The following is a 13,924-nucleotide window of genomic DNA, read 5'->3' as shown; positions in this document are numbered from 1 at the left end:
GTCCCGTATCTGTTTCGCATTCCAACAATCCAGCATCCCCGATGACCTCAGGCGAATCCTTCTATGGCGGCATTCCCGTCTTCCGCGGCTTCACCAGCCTGATGGACCCTGCCCTCTATGCGCCGCTGCCGGACGACTGGAGTATCGGCGTTGCCGATATCGTCGATTCCACCAAGGCGATCGCGGCACAGCGCTACAAGGCGGTGAATATGGCCGGCGCCGCCGTGATCGCGGCGGTGACGAACGCGCTGGAGGGACGCGAATTCCCCTTCGTGTTCGGCGGCGACGGCGCCAGCTTTGCTGTGGCGCCTCGCGATCTCGAACCTGCCCGCGAGGCGCTGGCTGCAACCGCGACCTGGGTGCGGGAGGATCTCGATTTGACGATGCGCGTCGCGCTGGTGCCGGTCAGCGCCATTCGAGCGCATGGCCTCGACGTGCGCGTCGCGCGCTTCGGCCCCTCGGCAAACCTGTCCTACGCAATGTTCTCCGGCGGCGGCCTCGCCTGGGCCGACGCTGCGATGAAGCGCGGGGAGTTTGCCGTCCCCGAAGCGCCGGCGGGCACGCAGCCCGATCTCTCGGGCCTGTCCTGCCGCTTCGAGGTGATCCCGGCCTCACGTGGGCTGATCCTGTCGGTGCTGGTGATGCCCGCTCGCGGCGTCGATCCGCATGCTTTTCGCAAGGTGATCGAGGACATCATCCACCTCGTCGAACGCAGCCCGGACGGTGCACGCCCGGTGCCGCCGCAGGGGCCGCCGCTGAAATGGCCGCCGCAAGGGCTGGACTTCGAGGCCCGCACCAAGCGCGGTGGTCCGCTGCTCGCGCGCCGCGCCAGCGTGCTGGCCTATACGCTGTTCGTTTACCTGATCATGCGCTTCGACCTTAACGTCGGCGGCTTCGTGCCACACGTCTACAAACGTCAGGTGGTCGAGAACTCGGACTTCAGGAAGTATGACGATGGCCTGCGCATGATCCTCGACTGTACGCCGGAGCTCGAACGCGCCCTCAACGATCGTCTGACAGCGGCCGCGCGCGAGGGCATCGTGCGCTATGGCCTCTATCAGCAGGACGCCGCCATGATGACCTGCTTCACGCCCTCGGCGCTGCGCAGCGATCACGTCCACTTCATCGATGGCGCGCGGGGCGGCTACGCCTCGGCGGCGACCGCGCTGAAGGCGATGATGGCGTGAGGGCACTCTCGTGCCTCGGACGCAGCGATGCGCTGCTGAGCCGAGGTGCATAGTTTCCGGGTCCCGGCTCTGCGAAGCAGCGCCATAGCGTCGAAGACGCGCGTGAACGCGCTTATGGGCGCCGCATCGCGTCCGGGACAAGAAGATCACTTACCTCCCGCGCGCGTCCAGGTCTCGCCGCCGCAGAGCGCGCCGACGCAGCCTTCGACCCGCAGCGAATCCGCTGACATCACCGTGACGCTGCTGGCATAGCTGCTGCCATCGTCGGCGTTGTAGATCTGGCCCGACCATTTGTTCGGACCCGATGACTGCATGCCGCTGAACAATGGCAGGCCGATCATCGCTCGCCTGGCGAGCGCCGGATTGGGATTCTTGCTGTCGGTGGCGGGCTGGCCGGTCGCGGTGTCGTAGGGTTCGCGCAGCCAGACGATGTGGCCACAGATGCCGTCGCCGCATTTGCTGACCTTCACGCGCGCATCGCCCGCCTGGGTCAGCCATGTCCCGTCGGCGTTCTGCGCACAGGCGGCAGATGCGCCAAGCAGCGCAGCGAGGAGGACGATGAGAGCAGCGAATCTGGAAGTCATGGAGAGGGATTCCGAAAAATGGAGCGCCTCCATAGCAGGCCGGCGGGATAGTGCAACGCTAGTTGGAATCACATTCCTGCGTTTATTTGTCTGCGTTTACTTACCTGCGCTCATTTGCCCCAGCGCGCGACGGCGACGGAGGCCGCAGTCGACAGGCCGAACACGACCATGGCACCGCCGACCAGCGCGAACAACGTCCAGGCGGGCGCCTGCGCCATCATCAGGCCGATGCCGCCGATCGCAACGATCAGAAGCCGCGCGGTGGAAGCGAGCACGGGGCCGCCGACGTGCGTCGCGCCTTGCGAGGAGAAGTAGAGCGACACACCTATGCCGAAGAACACGAAGGCCGGGCCGGCCCAATGGAAATAGCTGTAGGCGGCGGCGGTGACGGCGGGATCCCGCGTAAAGAGCGCGACCCATAGCGAGGGATAGATCGCGATGACAAGCCCGACCAGGCCAACCGTAAGTCCGGAGGCCGCAGCTGCAGTCCAGGCCACGCGCCGCGCGCGCTTCACATGTCCAGCGCCCATCGCCACGCCGACCATCGGCACCGAGGCGATGCCAAAGGCGAAGGTGATCGGGATCAACAGAAATTCCAGCCGAGAGCCGATGCCGTAACCGGCCAGCATCTCGGTGCCGAAGGTCGCGAGGATCTTCGTGAAGACCAGAATGGTGAGCACGGTTTGCAGCGGCGACAAACAAGCCACCGCGCCGACTTTGAGAATGTCCAGGAACATCGCGCGCTCGAAATGAAACGCGCGAAGGTTCAGCGGCAGTCGGCTGCGGCCGGACGCGAGATACCAGAGGAGGAAGATCGAAGCGAAGCTGAACGCGATCAACTGGCCGCTCGCGACGCCGGGCATGCCGAACTGCTTCACGCCGAACAGACCGAGCCCCAGCGTGCCGCCGAGCGCGATCTGGAGCACGCCCGCCGCAATCAGCGTCATCGAGGGCAAGCGCATGTCGCCGGTGCCGCGGATCACCGAGGCCAGCGTGTTGACGAGCCAGATCGCGACCGCCCCGGAGAACAGCACCTGCGAATAGCCGCTGGCCTCCTCGAGCACCCGCCCGTGGCCGCCGAGCAGGGCGAAGAATGAGCGGCCGAAGACGAGCATCATGACCGTGAAGAAAAGCCCGCCGCCGAAGCCGATGATGGCGGCATGCAGCGCCAGCGTCGCGGCGCGGTCCCGATCGCCTGCGCCGAGCGCGCGGCTGATCGCGGAGGAGACGCCGCCGCCCATCGCGCCCGCGCTCATCATTTGCGTCAGCATCGCGAACGGAAACACCAGCGCGATCGCGGCGAGCGGAATGGTGCCGAGCCGGCCGATATAGGAGGTCTCGGCGATCGAAACCAGCGTGCTGCCGACCATCGCGATCATGTTGGGAATCGCGAGCCGCAGCAGCGTTGGCAGGATGGGCGCCGTTAGCAGGCTGGCGATGGATGAGGCAACCGGGGCACGCGGCGGCACGGCGTCTAGAGTGGCGTCGATCGTCATTTGTCACCGGACGGAATTTTAGATGATGATCGACATGTTATAAGGGCAGGTAGGCCCCGGCGGCAGCCTCACCTCACGCAGGGGTCACCATGGCAGGCCGCATAGGTCGATGGTCCCCAACGTCGGCGCCCGGACGATGTTGAAGACATAGGGCGCCATGTGGGTGAACCGGATCCGCCCCTCCGGCTGCTCGCAATAAACCTCGCCTTCGAATGGCAGCCAGCTCCGGGCCGCGTAGAACGCGGTGTTGTGCGGCTCGCAGACCAGCAATGCGAAGCGGACCGCCTCGTTGGCGCGCATGGTGTGCACAGCCGCGTCGATCGCCAGGGTCGCGTAGCCGCGGCCGCGCCGGTCTTCGCGGGTGCAGACCCCGCCGATGCCGCCGATATGCGTCTTCTGGCCGTTCCAGGTGACGGTGCGGAAGTAGATGCCGACATGGCAGACCAGGCCGTCCTCCGGCGTCTCGATCAGCACGCGCAGATCCGCATTGGCCCATTTGACGTGAGCCCAGGGCTTGCCGGCGACCATATGCGGTCCCCAAACGGCCTGATGCAGCGGCTCCGCGATCGGCCACGAGGCGTCGCCGTTCAGGATGTCGATCTCAACGCTCATGGCTTCGTCTCTTGCATCTTCGGTTCGCGGTGCATTCGTTCTGTCATAACCGCTTCAAAGGCAATGATATTTTGCGGCGACCGGCCTGGCCTGGGTGACCGTCCGCCACCTGCGCCGATTCTATGCAATCGTGCCAAGCGGTCGCATCACGCGTTTTCGCAAATTGGCGGTATTTAACGGCTCTGGAACCTTCTATAAGAGTCCCCGTTAAGCCAGTTCCCCATCAGTCGCGGACAACAACCCATGACCTTTACGCTGCCCCCACTCCCTTACGCCTATGACGCCCTCGGCCAGTTCATGTCGAAGGAGACGCTGGAATTCCACCACGACAAGCATCATCAGGCCTACGTCACCAACGGCAACAATGCGCTCAAGGGGACCGAATGGGAAGGCAAGTCCCTTGAAGAGATCGTCAAGGGCTCGTTCGGCAAGAACCCCGCGGTGTTCAACAATGCCGGCCAGCACTATAACCACATCCACTTCTGGAGCTGGATGAAGCCCAATGGCGGCGGCACCAAGCTGCCGGGCAAGATCGAGAAGAAGATCAACGAGGACCTCGGCGGCTTCGAGAAGTTCAAGACCGACTTCCAGGCGGCCGGCGTCGGCCAGTTCGGCTCCGGCTGGTGCTGGCTCCAGGTCAAGAATGGCAAGCTCGAGATCTCCAAGACCCCGAACGGCGAGAATCCGCTGGTGCATGGCGCCACCCCGATCCTCGGCTGCGACGTCTGGGAGCACTCCTACTACATCGATTATCGCAACCGCCGCCCGGACTATCTCAAGGCGTTCGTCGAGAACCTCGTGAACTGGGAATACGTCGAGTCCCTGTTCGAGAAGGCGTGAGCTGGTCCCGTCATTCCGGGGCGCGCGAAGCGCGAACCCGGAATCCATCTATCCACTCGGGCTGACGCTCGATGGATTCCGGACTCGGCGCTGACACGCCGCCCCGGAATGACAAAGAGGCGGGCGCATCAGCGGCCGCCTTTTTGCTGTGCGGAATTGCCCTGCGCGGCGCGCGCACGGGTCTGTCGTTGAACTGTTTGCATGGTGTCGGTGGTGCCCTTAATCAGGATGGGCATCACCCTCGAGCCGACCCACACCCGTTGTCAGAACCTTCCCCGAAGAACCCGGCGCCTGCCGAGGACGCGGAGTCCGAGCCACGGCCGGGACGAGTCCGCAAGCCGATCGGTTGGTCGACCATCATCATTGCCGCGCTGGTGGCGGTGAGCGCGGCGCTGGTCTGGCGGCGCGACGGTACCGACGGCGTTCTCGACATCCTGACCCACGATCTCTCGCTGTTCTCAGGCATCCTGCCGCGCGTGCTGGCCGGCTGCCTGCTCGGAGCTTTCATCTCCGAGATCCTGCCGCACGAAAAGGTTTCGCGCTCGCTCGGGCCGAAATCCGGGCTGATGGGTCTACTGATCGGCACCGCCTTCGGCGCGATCCTGCCCGGCGGTCCCTTCACCGCTTATCCCGTGGCGAGCGCGCTGCTCGCCGTCGGTGCCGATTTCGGCGCCACCATTGCCATGGTCGTGAGCTGGACCCTGATCGGCTATGGCCGGGCGGTGGCCTGGGAAATCCCGATCATGGGGACCGATTTCACGCTGTGGCGGATCCTCATCTCGCTGCCGCTGCCGGTGCTGGCCGGCGCGCTCGGCCGCTTCGTCTACGTCAGGATGTATCCGAAGCCGGCCGCGAAGGACGACGAGACGTGAGCGCCGCGCTTCTCATCGATATCCTGCTGTGGGGCTCCGTCTTCGGCGTCGGCCTGATCGCCTTCCGCCGCGGCCCGGCCGTGTTCAAGGCCTCGCTGCGCGAAGGCTCAATGGATTTCATCAACATCGTGCCGCGGATCGCGCTGGGCGTGATCGGCTCCGGCTACATCGCCGCCGTCATCCCGCAGGAGGTGATCACAGGCTGGCTCGGGCCGGACAGCGGCTGGCTCGGGGTCGCATCCGCCGTGGTCGCCGGTGCCGCCACGCCAGGCGGACCTGTCATCGGCTTCTCGATCGGCACCGTGGCGCTGAAATCGGGCGGCGGGGTGCCCCAGGTGGTCGCCTACGTCGTCGCATGGGCCCTGTTCGCCTTCCAGCGGGTGATCCTGTGGGAAATCCCGTTCATGCCGGCCCGTTTCGTCTGGTTCCGCTGCGCCGTATCGGTGCCATTCCCCTTCGTGGCGGCCGGCATCGCGATGTTGATCGGCAAGCCGTGACCCGACGTGGACAGGCGTAATGTTATAATATAACGTCTTAGCATGGTTCCCGCCGCGTCCCACGCCCACCATCAAGACCATGTTCATGGCCATTCCCAAGGTCATTCCCATGACCACGGGCATTCGCACGGGCACGACCACACCCACGCCCATGTCCACGATGCAGCCTCGCCGCATCCTGCCCAGGCGGCGCCCTGGTCGATCCTGCGCATGACCATGGCCGCGCGCCTTGCGGCCGCGCTCGCCGTCTGTGCCGTGCTCTGGGGCGTGGTCTTCCTGGCGATGAGGTGACCGTGGCACAGCTGGCATTCCGCAACGTCACGCTTGGTTACGACCGGCACCCGGCCGTGCACCATCTCAATGGCGAAGTCGCACGAGGCGCGCTGGTCGCCGTGATCGGCCCGAACGGCGCGGGCAAGTCGACCCTGCTGCGCGGCATCGTCGGTATCCTCAAGCCGCTCGACGGCAGCATCCATCTCGGCGGGCTTGATAGCAGGGACATCGCCTATCTGCCGCAGAGCGCGGAGATCGACCGCAGCTTTCCGATCTCGGTGTTCGATTTCGTCGGCACCGGGTTGTGGCGCGACGCCGGCCTGTTTGGCGGCATCGGCAAGGCCGCGCGAGGGAAGATTCTGCGCGCGATCGCGTCCGTTGGCCTCAATGGTTTCGAGAACCGCCCGATCGGCACCCTCTCGGGCGGTCAGATGCAGCGCGTGCTGTTCGCACGCGTGCTGCTTCAGGATGCTGCGCTCATCGTGCTCGACGAGCCCTTCAACGCCATCGACAGCAAAACCACAACCGATCTGCTCGCGCTCGTGAAGCAGTGGCAAGGAGAGGGCCGCACCGTGCTGGCCGCGCTGCACGACATGGAGATGGTGCGCAACCATTTCAGCCAGACCCTGGTGCTGGCGCGTGGCCCCGTGGCATGGGGACCGACGGCGGAGGTGTTGACGCCGGAGAACCTGCTGGTCGCGATGCGCATGTGCGAGGCTTTTGACGACAGTGCCACGGCCTGCGCCGAGGACGGACGCTCGCGGGCGGCGTGATCACAGATGGTCTATGACGCGCTGATCGGCCCGTTCACCGAATTCGAGTTCATGCGGCGGGCGCTTGCCGCCGTGATCGCCCTGTCGCTGGCCGGCGCGCCGATTGGCGTGTTCCTGATGCTGCGGCGGATGAGCCTCGTTGGCGACGCCATGGCGCATGCGATCCTGCCCGGCGCCGCGGTCGGTTTCCTGCTCTCCGGCCTCAATCTGTTTGCGATGACGGCGGGCGGCCTGATCGCCGGCTTTGCGGTCGCGATCCTTGCCGGCGTGGTCGCGCGCTCGACGGGGCTGAAGGAGGACGCTTCGCTCGCGACCTTCTATCTGGCCTCGTTGGCACTCGGCGTCACCATTGTCTCGATCAAGGGCACCAATATCGATTTGCTGCACGTGCTGTTCGGCAACATCCTCGCGATGGACGACCAGACGCTGCTGGTGGTGGCTTTCAACGCCACCGTGACGCTGCTGGTGCTCGCCGTGATCTACCGCCCGCTGGTGATCGAGAGCGTCGACCCCCTGTTCCTGCGGACCGTCAGCCGTGCCGGCGGTCCTGCGCATCTCGCCTTCCTCGCGCTCGTCGTGATCAACCTCGTCAACGGCTTTCAAGCCCTCGGCACCTTGCTTGCGGTCGGGCTGATGATCCTGCCGGCTGGTATCGCGCGGTTCTGGTCGCGTGATCTCACCGTCATGATCTGCATCGCTGTCGTGGCTGCCGCGGTCTCGGGCTATGCGGGCCTCGTGCTGTCGTTCCAGACCCGTGTGCCGTCAGGTCCCGCGGTCATTCTGGTGGCGACGGTGCTCTACATCATCTCCGTCCTGTTCGGCCGCGTCGGCGGTATCGTCCGGCAATTGTTTCCCGGCCGGCATCTGGAAGCATGACGATGCGGATCATCCTGCTTTGTGCGCTGTTGCTGATCGCCTCGCCGCTCCACGCCGCGGAGCGGCTCAACGTCGTCGCGAGCTTCTCGATCCTCGGCGACTTCGTCCGCAATGTCGGGGGGGATCGGGTCAGTGTTACGACGCTGGTCGGTGCCGACGGCGACGTCCACGTCTACACGGCGGCGCCAGCCGATGCGAAGCGGGTCGCGGAGGCGAAGCTCGTCATCGTCAATGGGCTTGGGCTGGAGGGCTGGCTGCCGCGTCTCGTGCAATCTGCGGGCAGCAAGGCGAAGGTCGTGACTGCGAGCGCCGGCATCACGCCCCTGAAGTTGGGGTCGGCCGCCGATCCCCACGCCTGGCAATCGATCCCCAACGCCAAGGTCTACGTCACTGATATCGCCAATGCGCTGGCTGCCGCCAGTCCGGATGACGCGCCATTCTTCGGTGCCCAGACCAAGGCCTATCTGGAAAAGCTCGAAACGCTGGACCGCGAGGTCCGGGACGCCATCGCCAAAATCCCGCCGGAACGGCGCAAGGTGATCTCGACCCATGACGCCTTCGGCTATTTTTCAGCCGAATACGGTATCCAGTTCATCGCCCCCCTGGGCGTCTCCACCGAAACCGAGCCCAGCGCGCGGGACATCGCTGCCATCATCGGCCAGATCAAGGCCCAAAAAATCCCGGCCGTGTTCCTGGAGAATATCAGCGACGACCGCCTGATCCGGCGGATCGCGGCGGAGACCGGCGCAAAGGTCGGCGGGACCCTGATTTCGGACGGTTTAACGGGCGAAAAGGGGCCTGCACCCACTTACATTGACATGGTCAGGCACAATATAAAGGCGCTGACCAGCGCGCTTGACCACTAGGGCAGGGGCCACCCGCCTCGCGTCGCGCGAACAAGCCTGATGTCGGAGTTCTTATGTCTGAAGCGACCTCCTCCAAAATTCCCGTGACCGTCCTGACCGGCTATCTCGGTGCCGGCAAGACCACGCTCTTGAACCGTATCCTGTCGGAAAACCACGGTAAGAAATACGCCGTCATCGTCAACGAATTCGGCGAGATCGGCATCGACAACGACCTCATCATCGGCGCCGATGAGGAAGTGTTCGAGATGAACAACGGCTGCATCTGCTGCACGGTGCGCGGCGACCTCGTCCGCATCATGGACGGCCTGATGAAGCGCAAGGGCAAGTTCGACGCCATCATCGTCGAGACCACCGGCCTTGCCGATCCCGCGCCTGTCGCTCAGACCTTCTTCGTCGACGAGGACGTGCAGAAGAACGCCCGCCTCGATGCGGTCGTGACGGTCGCCGACGCCAAATGGCTGTCCGACCGGCTCAAGGATGCGCCCGAGGCCAAGAACCAGATCGCCTTTGCCGACGTCATCGTTCTGAACAAGACCGATCTCGTGAACAAGGGCGAGCTCGCCGAGGTCGAGGCCCGCATCCGCGGCATCAATCCTTACGCGAAACTGCACCGCACCGAGCGCTGCTCGGTGGCGTTGGCCGACGTGCTCGATCGCGGCGCGTTCGACCTCGACCGCATCCTCGACATCGAGCCCGATTTTCTCGAGGCCGACGATCATGACCACGACCATGATCATCACCACCATGGCCACGACCATCACCACCATGATCACGGCCACGGCCTGAAGCACTATCACGACGAGGACATGCAGTCGCTGTCGCTCAAGACCGACAAGCCGCTCGATCCCAACGTGTTCATGCCCTGGCTCCAGAACCTGGTGCAGGTCGAGGGCGGCAAGATCCTGCGCTCCAAGGGCATCCTCGCCTTCCACGACGATGACGACCGCTACGTCTTCCAGGGCGTCCACATGATGCTGGAGGGCAACCATCAGCGGAAGTGGAAGGAGGGCGAGCCGCGCGAGAGCCGCCTCGTCTTCATCGGCCGCGAATTGCCGGAAGAGGCGATCCGCAAGGGTTTTGAGAGCTGCATCGTCTCGTGATGAAAGAGTTTACGCCGGCCCCCGATTCCGCCTCGATCGTCTCCGTCACCGACCGCGTCAAGCCTGTTACGCTCGGCATGGGCGTGACCTCGGTGCATTTCCTTGGCCCTCGCGCTGCCTTCGTCGGCGGCGAGGAGAACGTCGTGTTCGTCGACGCCAAGGGCGAGATCACCAATGTCGCCGTGCACAGTGGCGGCATTCTCTCGACCGCAAGTGACGGCAAGCGTCTCGTCCTGGGCGGCGACGACGGCAAGGTTGTTTCGCTCGACGCCAAGGGCGAGGTGACGCTGCTCGCCACGGATCCGAAGCGGCGCTGGATCGACGCCGTGGCGGTGCATCCCGACGGCGCCTTCGCCTGGTCGGCCGGCAAGATCGCGACCGTCAAGAGCGGCAAGGCCGAGGAGAAGTCGCTCGAGGTGCCCTCGACCGTCGGCGGGCTTGCGTTTGCGCCGAAGGGGCTGCGGCTTGCGATCGCGCATTACAACGGCGCGACGCTGTGGTTTCCGAACATGGAGGGATCAGCCGAATTCCTGCCCTGGGCTGGCTCGCATCTCGGCGTCACCTTCAGCCCGGACAACAAGTTCCTGGTCACCACGATGCACGAGGCGGCGCTGCACGGCTGGCGGCTCGCCGACAACAGGCACATGCGCATGACCGGCTATCCCGGTCGCGTCCGCTCGATGTCGTGGAGCGCGGGCGGCAAGGGGTTAGCGACCTCGGGTGCCGACACTGTCATCGTCTGGCCGTTCGGCAGCAAGGACGGTCCGATGGGCAAGGAGCCCGCGATGCTCGCACCGCTTCAGGCGCGCGTGGCGGCGGTCGCCTGCCATCCGAAGAACGACATCCTCGCCGCCGGCTACAGCGACGGCACCGTGCTGATGGTGCGGCTGGAGGACGGCGCGGAGATCCTGGTCCGCCGCAACGGCACCCCGCCGGTGGCCGCGATGGCCTGGAATGCGAAAGGCACGCTGCTGGCGTTTGCCGATGAAAATGGGGACGGCGGCCTGCTGGAGCTTTAATCTGTCATGGTTCCGGCCGTAGGGTGGGCAAAGGCGCACTTGCGCCGTGCCCACCATCTTTTTGTTTTGACGGGAGCCGTGGGCACGCTTCCGCCTTCGCTCTTCGAGCTACGGCGGACAAGTCGCTTTGCCCACCCTACGGCAGCTCACATTCATGCGATTTCTCACCACCTTCCAGCTTGCTGACTTCGCGGACACGCTGGTCAGCCTGACCACGGCCTTCGTGCTGGGCACGCTGATCGGCGCCGAGCGGCAATATCGCCAGCGCACCGCGGGCCTGCGCACCAATGTGCTGGTCGCGGTCGGCGCCGCCGCGTTCGTCGATCTCGCCATGCAGCTGGACGGTGCCGATGGCGCGGTGCGGGTGATTGCCTATGTCGTCTCCGGCATCGGCTTCTTAGGGGCCGGCGTCATCATGAAGCAGGGCATGGACGTCCGGGGCCTCAACACCGCTGCGACGCTGTGGGCCTCGGCCGCGGTCGGCTCTTGCGCTGGGGCCGACATGATCGCGCAGGCCGCGGCGCTGACCGTGTTCGTCATCGCCGGCAACACGATGCTGCGCCCGCTGGTCAATGCCATCAACCGCATCCCGCTGAACGAGAAGGCGCTGGAGGCGACCTATTATTTCAAGCTCGCGGTTGCCGCCGACGCCTTGCCCGACATGCGCGACCGTCTCGTCGAAAAGCTCGAGGCCGCGAAATATCCGGTGGCCGATATCGACGTGGTCGAGACCGGGGACGATCTGATCGAGGTCGTCGCAAAGTTGGTCGCGACAGCAGTCGATCCGAACGAACTGAACGCGGTGGCGACGGATCTCCAGCATCTGCCCGGCGTGCGCCACGCCACCTGGGAAGTCAGCACCACCGAGTGAGCGCGGCGTTTTGGCGCGCAGGGGGTTCGGTTCCCGTCTTGCCGGCCACGGAACTGCAACTGGCCAAACTCGTTGATCCCGCGGACAAAGGCGGTGATCGACATGCCCGGCCAATATGACAAGCGCAGACTGAAACGCGACCTGATGATCGCCTGTTCGCTGTTCGCAGCAGGCGTCGTGGTGTCGGGGATGTCGCTGGCGCAAATCCGAGCCCAGAGCCGGATGGAACTGGCGCAGGCAACGCCGCCGCTCCAAGGCACACCATCCGACGATCAGGGAAAGACGCCCGCGGAATCCAAGCCCGGCGGCGACCGGCCGACCACGCCGGCGCCCGAGCCCGCGCGCCCCGATCCGCAGACGCAGGGCGCGGCGACCAAGTCGGCACTGCCTCCGGCTCCGGCCGAGAAGATCGCGCCGCCGATCGAGAAGAAGTAGCTGGGCTACGCTCGCAGCCACAAACTCGGTGTCATCACCCGCGAAAGCGGGTGATCCAGTATTCCAGAGGCTGCAGTGATTGAACTGAGGCGCCGCGGCGTACTGGATGCCCCGCCTTCGCGGGGCATGACAGCAGAGGGTGAGCGGGACGCGCCGCGTCCCTCACCGCACCAGAATATTCCGGAACTGCCACGGATCAGACGTGTCGATGTCCTCCGGGAACAGGCCGGGACGATCCGTCAGCGGCGTCCAGTCGGTGTAGAAGCCCTTCACCGGACCGAGATAGGGCAGCTGGATTTCCAGGAGACGATCGAAATCCATCTCGTCGGCTTCGACGATGCCTTCGTTCGGGTTTTCCAGCGCCCACACCATGCCGCCGAGCACGGCGGAGGTCACTTGTAGACCGGTAGCGTTCTGGTAGGGGGCGAGCCTGCGGGTCTCCTCGATGGAGAGCTGCGAGCCGTACCAATAGGCGTTGTTGTCGTGGCCGAACAGCAGCACGCCGAGTTCGTCGATGCCGTCGACGATCTCGTTCTCGTCGAGGATGTGGTGCTTTTCCTGCATCTTCGCGGCGCGGCCGAACATCTCGTGCAGCGACAGCACGGCATCGTCGGCCGGATGATAGGCGTAGTGGCAGGTCGGCCGATAGACCGCCGTGCCCGAGGCGTCACGCACCGTGAAGTAGTCGGCGATCGAGATCGACTCGTTGTGGGTGACGAGGAAGCCATATTGCGCGCCGCGGGTCGGACACCAAGTGCGCACGCGCGTGTTGGCGCCGGGCTGCATCAGGTAGATGGCGGCGCCGCAGCCGGCTTCGTGGGTGCGCGCATTCTCGGGCATCCATTTTTCATGGGTGCCCCAGCCGAGCTCGGACGGCTGCACGCCCTCCGACAGAAAACCTTCCACCGACCAGGTGTTGACGAAGACATCCGGCTCTTTCGGCTTCTTGGAGCGCTGGGTGTCGCGTTCGGCGATGTGGATGCCCTTGATGCCGGCTTGCCGCATCAGGTCGGCCCATTCGGCCTTGGTCTTCGGCTTGGGCGCATTGAGCTTCAGATCGGCGGCAACATTGAGCAGCGCCTGCTTGACGAAAAACGAGACCATGCCGGGATTGGCGCCACAGCAGGAGACGGCGGTCGTCGAGCCTGCGGGGAGCGCCCTCTTGGCGGCCAGCGTCGCTTCGCGAAGCGCGTAGTTGGAGCGCGCTTCCGGGCCCTTCGACGAATCGAAATAGAAGCCAAGCCAGGGCTCGTTGACGGTGTCGATGTAGAGCGCGCCGAGCTCGTTGCAGAGCTCCATGATGTCGGTGGAGCCGGTATCGACCGAGAGATTGACGCAAAAGCCCTGGCCGCCGCCTTCGGTCAGCAGCGGGGTCAGCAACTCCCGATAATTGTCTTTGGTCACGGCCTTCTGGACGAAGCGCACATTGTGCTTCTCGCAATGCGCCTTGCGGCCCTCGTCCTTGGGATCGATCACGGTGACGCGCGACTTGTCGTAGTCGAGATGCCGCTCGATCAGCGGCAACGTGCCTTTGCCGATGGAGCCGAAGCCGACCATGACGATGGGACCGGTGATCTTCGCGTAGATCTGCGAGGCGGGGCTCATGGGATGGTTTCTCCGGAA

16 protein-coding genes are annotated in these 13,924 nt (G+C 65.0%); 12 read left to right on the top strand and 4 right to left on the bottom strand.

Annotated features, from left to right (window positions below):
• Positions 1-41: 41 nt before the first annotated feature.
• A complete protein-coding gene (locus tag IVB26_RS34380) occupies positions 42-1,187 on the top strand; it encodes a DUF3095 domain-containing protein (protein ID WP_247969389.1) in 1,146 nt (381 codons plus the stop codon).
• A gap of 146 nt (positions 1,188-1,333) precedes the next feature.
• Here the strand turns inward: IVB26_RS34380 and IVB26_RS34375 are convergent, their stop codons facing one another.
• The 3 genes from IVB26_RS34375 to IVB26_RS34365 all read right to left on the bottom strand — a co-directional run bounded on the left by IVB26_RS34375 (position 1,334) and on the right by IVB26_RS34365 (position 3,879).
• Complete coding sequence (locus IVB26_RS34375; protein WP_247969388.1) at positions 1,334-1,771, bottom strand: DUF2147 domain-containing protein; 438 nt, start codon at positions 1,769-1,771, stop codon at positions 1,334-1,336.
• A 110-nt stretch (positions 1,772-1,881) separates the two neighbouring features.
• Complete coding sequence (locus tag IVB26_RS34370; RefSeq protein WP_247969387.1) at positions 1,882-3,267, bottom strand: MATE family efflux transporter; 1,386 nt, start codon at positions 3,265-3,267, stop codon at positions 1,882-1,884.
• Positions 3,268-3,351: 84 nt separating this feature from the next.
• The gene (locus tag IVB26_RS34365; protein WP_247969386.1) at positions 3,352-3,879 is read right to left on the bottom strand and encodes a GNAT family N-acetyltransferase; all 528 of its coding nucleotides are present in this window, start codon (positions 3,877-3,879) and stop codon (positions 3,352-3,354) included.
• A gap of 243 nt (positions 3,880-4,122) precedes the next feature.
• Here IVB26_RS34365 and IVB26_RS34360 point away from each other — a divergent pair, with 243 nt between their 5' ends.
• The 11 genes from IVB26_RS34360 (at position 4,123) to IVB26_RS34310 (ending at position 12,301) form a co-directional block, all read left to right on the top strand.
• Entirely contained in the window at positions 4,123-4,719 is a 597-nt protein-coding gene (locus tag IVB26_RS34360) for a superoxide dismutase (protein ID WP_028139981.1), read from the top strand.
• A gap of 260 nt (positions 4,720-4,979) precedes the next feature.
• Positions 4,980-5,591 carry a permease gene (locus IVB26_RS34355; protein ID WP_247969385.1) on the top strand — a complete coding sequence of 204 codons (612 nt, stop codon included), beginning with the start codon at positions 4,980-4,982 and terminating at the stop codon, positions 5,589-5,591.
• Positions 5,588-6,088 carry a hypothetical protein gene (locus IVB26_RS34350; RefSeq protein ID WP_247969384.1) on the top strand — a complete coding sequence of 167 codons (501 nt, stop codon included), beginning with the start codon at positions 5,588-5,590 and terminating at the stop codon, positions 6,086-6,088. Before IVB26_RS34355 ends, IVB26_RS34350 begins: the two co-directional genes overlap by 4 nt.
• Positions 6,089-6,130: 42 nt before the next feature.
• On the top strand, positions 6,131-6,379 hold the full coding sequence (locus tag IVB26_RS34345) for a hypothetical protein (RefSeq protein ID WP_247969383.1): 249 nt from the start codon (positions 6,131-6,133) through the stop codon (positions 6,377-6,379).
• Positions 6,380-6,381: 2 nt separating this feature from the next.
• The gene (locus IVB26_RS34340) at positions 6,382-7,134 is read left to right on the top strand and encodes a metal ABC transporter ATP-binding protein (RefSeq protein ID WP_246926909.1); all 753 of its coding nucleotides are present in this window, start codon (positions 6,382-6,384) and stop codon (positions 7,132-7,134) included.
• 6 nt (positions 7,135-7,140) lie between these two features.
• Positions 7,141-8,010, top strand: a complete 870-nt coding sequence (locus IVB26_RS34335; protein WP_247969382.1) for a metal ABC transporter permease — start codon at positions 7,141-7,143, stop codon at positions 8,008-8,010.
• Between the two features lie 2 nt (positions 8,011-8,012).
• Positions 8,013-8,876, top strand: coding sequence for a metal ABC transporter substrate-binding protein (locus IVB26_RS34330; RefSeq protein ID WP_247969381.1), 864 nt, complete (start codon positions 8,013-8,015; stop codon positions 8,874-8,876).
• A 53-nt stretch (positions 8,877-8,929) separates the two neighbouring features.
• Positions 8,930-9,976 carry a CobW family GTP-binding protein gene (locus IVB26_RS34325; protein WP_247969380.1) on the top strand — a complete coding sequence of 349 codons (1,047 nt, stop codon included), beginning with the start codon at positions 8,930-8,932 and terminating at the stop codon, positions 9,974-9,976.
• On the top strand, positions 9,976-10,995 hold the full coding sequence (locus IVB26_RS34320; RefSeq protein ID WP_247969379.1) for a WD40 repeat domain-containing protein: 1,020 nt from the start codon (positions 9,976-9,978) through the stop codon (positions 10,993-10,995). The genes IVB26_RS34325 and IVB26_RS34320 overlap by 1 nt, the downstream gene beginning before the upstream one ends.
• Before the next feature lie 154 nt (positions 10,996-11,149).
• Complete coding sequence (locus tag IVB26_RS34315; protein ID WP_247969378.1) at positions 11,150-11,866, top strand: MgtC/SapB family protein; 717 nt, start codon at positions 11,150-11,152, stop codon at positions 11,864-11,866.
• A gap of 102 nt (positions 11,867-11,968) precedes the next feature.
• Positions 11,969-12,301: a hypothetical protein gene (locus IVB26_RS34310; RefSeq protein WP_247973345.1), complete on the top strand. Its 333-nt coding sequence runs from the start codon at positions 11,969-11,971 to the stop codon at positions 12,299-12,301.
• A gap of 162 nt (positions 12,302-12,463) precedes the next feature.
• Here the strand turns inward: IVB26_RS34310 and IVB26_RS34305 are convergent, their stop codons facing one another.
• Positions 12,464-13,906, bottom strand: a complete 1,443-nt coding sequence (locus IVB26_RS34305; protein ID WP_247969377.1) for a homospermidine synthase — start codon at positions 13,904-13,906, stop codon at positions 12,464-12,466.
• Positions 13,907-13,924: the final 18 nt, after the last annotated feature.

This window comes from Bradyrhizobium sp. 195, from assembly GCF_023101665.1.
Lineage (GTDB): Bacteria > Pseudomonadota > Alphaproteobacteria > Rhizobiales > Xanthobacteraceae > Bradyrhizobium.
The sequence above is the reverse complement of the archived record's forward strand: the minus strand, read 5'-3'. Positions and strand labels throughout refer to the sequence as shown.

What these genes read in the sequence shown, in the direction of transcription:
- IVB26_RS34345 (WP_247969383.1), top strand. Translation starts at nt 6,131, where the DNA reads ATGGTTCCCGCCGCGTCCCACGCCCACCATCAAGACCATGTTCATGGC.
- IVB26_RS34320 (WP_247969379.1), top strand. Translation starts at nt 9,976, where the DNA reads ATGAAAGAGTTTACGCCGGCCCCCGATTCCGCCTCGATCGTCTCCGTC.
- IVB26_RS34310 (WP_247973345.1), top strand. Translation starts at nt 11,969, where the DNA reads ATGCCCGGCCAATATGACAAGCGCAGACTGAAACGCGACCTGATGATC.
- IVB26_RS34360 (WP_028139981.1), top strand. Translation starts at nt 4,123, where the DNA reads ATGACCTTTACGCTGCCCCCACTCCCTTACGCCTATGACGCCCTCGGC.
- IVB26_RS34315 (WP_247969378.1), top strand. Translation starts at nt 11,150, where the DNA reads ATGCGATTTCTCACCACCTTCCAGCTTGCTGACTTCGCGGACACGCTG.
- IVB26_RS34335 (WP_247969382.1), top strand. Translation starts at nt 7,141, where the DNA reads ATGGTCTATGACGCGCTGATCGGCCCGTTCACCGAATTCGAGTTCATG.
- IVB26_RS34305 (WP_247969377.1), bottom strand. Translation starts at nt 13,906, where the DNA reads ATGAGCCCCGCCTCGCAGATCTACGCGAAGATCACCGGTCCCATCGTC.
- IVB26_RS34325 (WP_247969380.1), top strand. Translation starts at nt 8,930, where the DNA reads ATGTCTGAAGCGACCTCCTCCAAAATTCCCGTGACCGTCCTGACCGGC.
- IVB26_RS34365 (WP_247969386.1), bottom strand. Translation starts at nt 3,879, where the DNA reads ATGAGCGTTGAGATCGACATCCTGAACGGCGACGCCTCGTGGCCGATC.
- IVB26_RS34380 (WP_247969389.1), top strand. Translation starts at nt 42, where the DNA reads ATGACCTCAGGCGAATCCTTCTATGGCGGCATTCCCGTCTTCCGCGGC.
- IVB26_RS34330 (WP_247969381.1), top strand. Translation starts at nt 8,013, where the DNA reads ATGCGGATCATCCTGCTTTGTGCGCTGTTGCTGATCGCCTCGCCGCTC.
- IVB26_RS34370 (WP_247969387.1), bottom strand. Translation starts at nt 3,267, where the DNA reads ATGACGATCGACGCCACTCTAGACGCCGTGCCGCCGCGTGCCCCGGTT.
- IVB26_RS34375 (WP_247969388.1), bottom strand. Translation starts at nt 1,771, where the DNA reads ATGACTTCCAGATTCGCTGCTCTCATCGTCCTCCTCGCTGCGCTGCTT.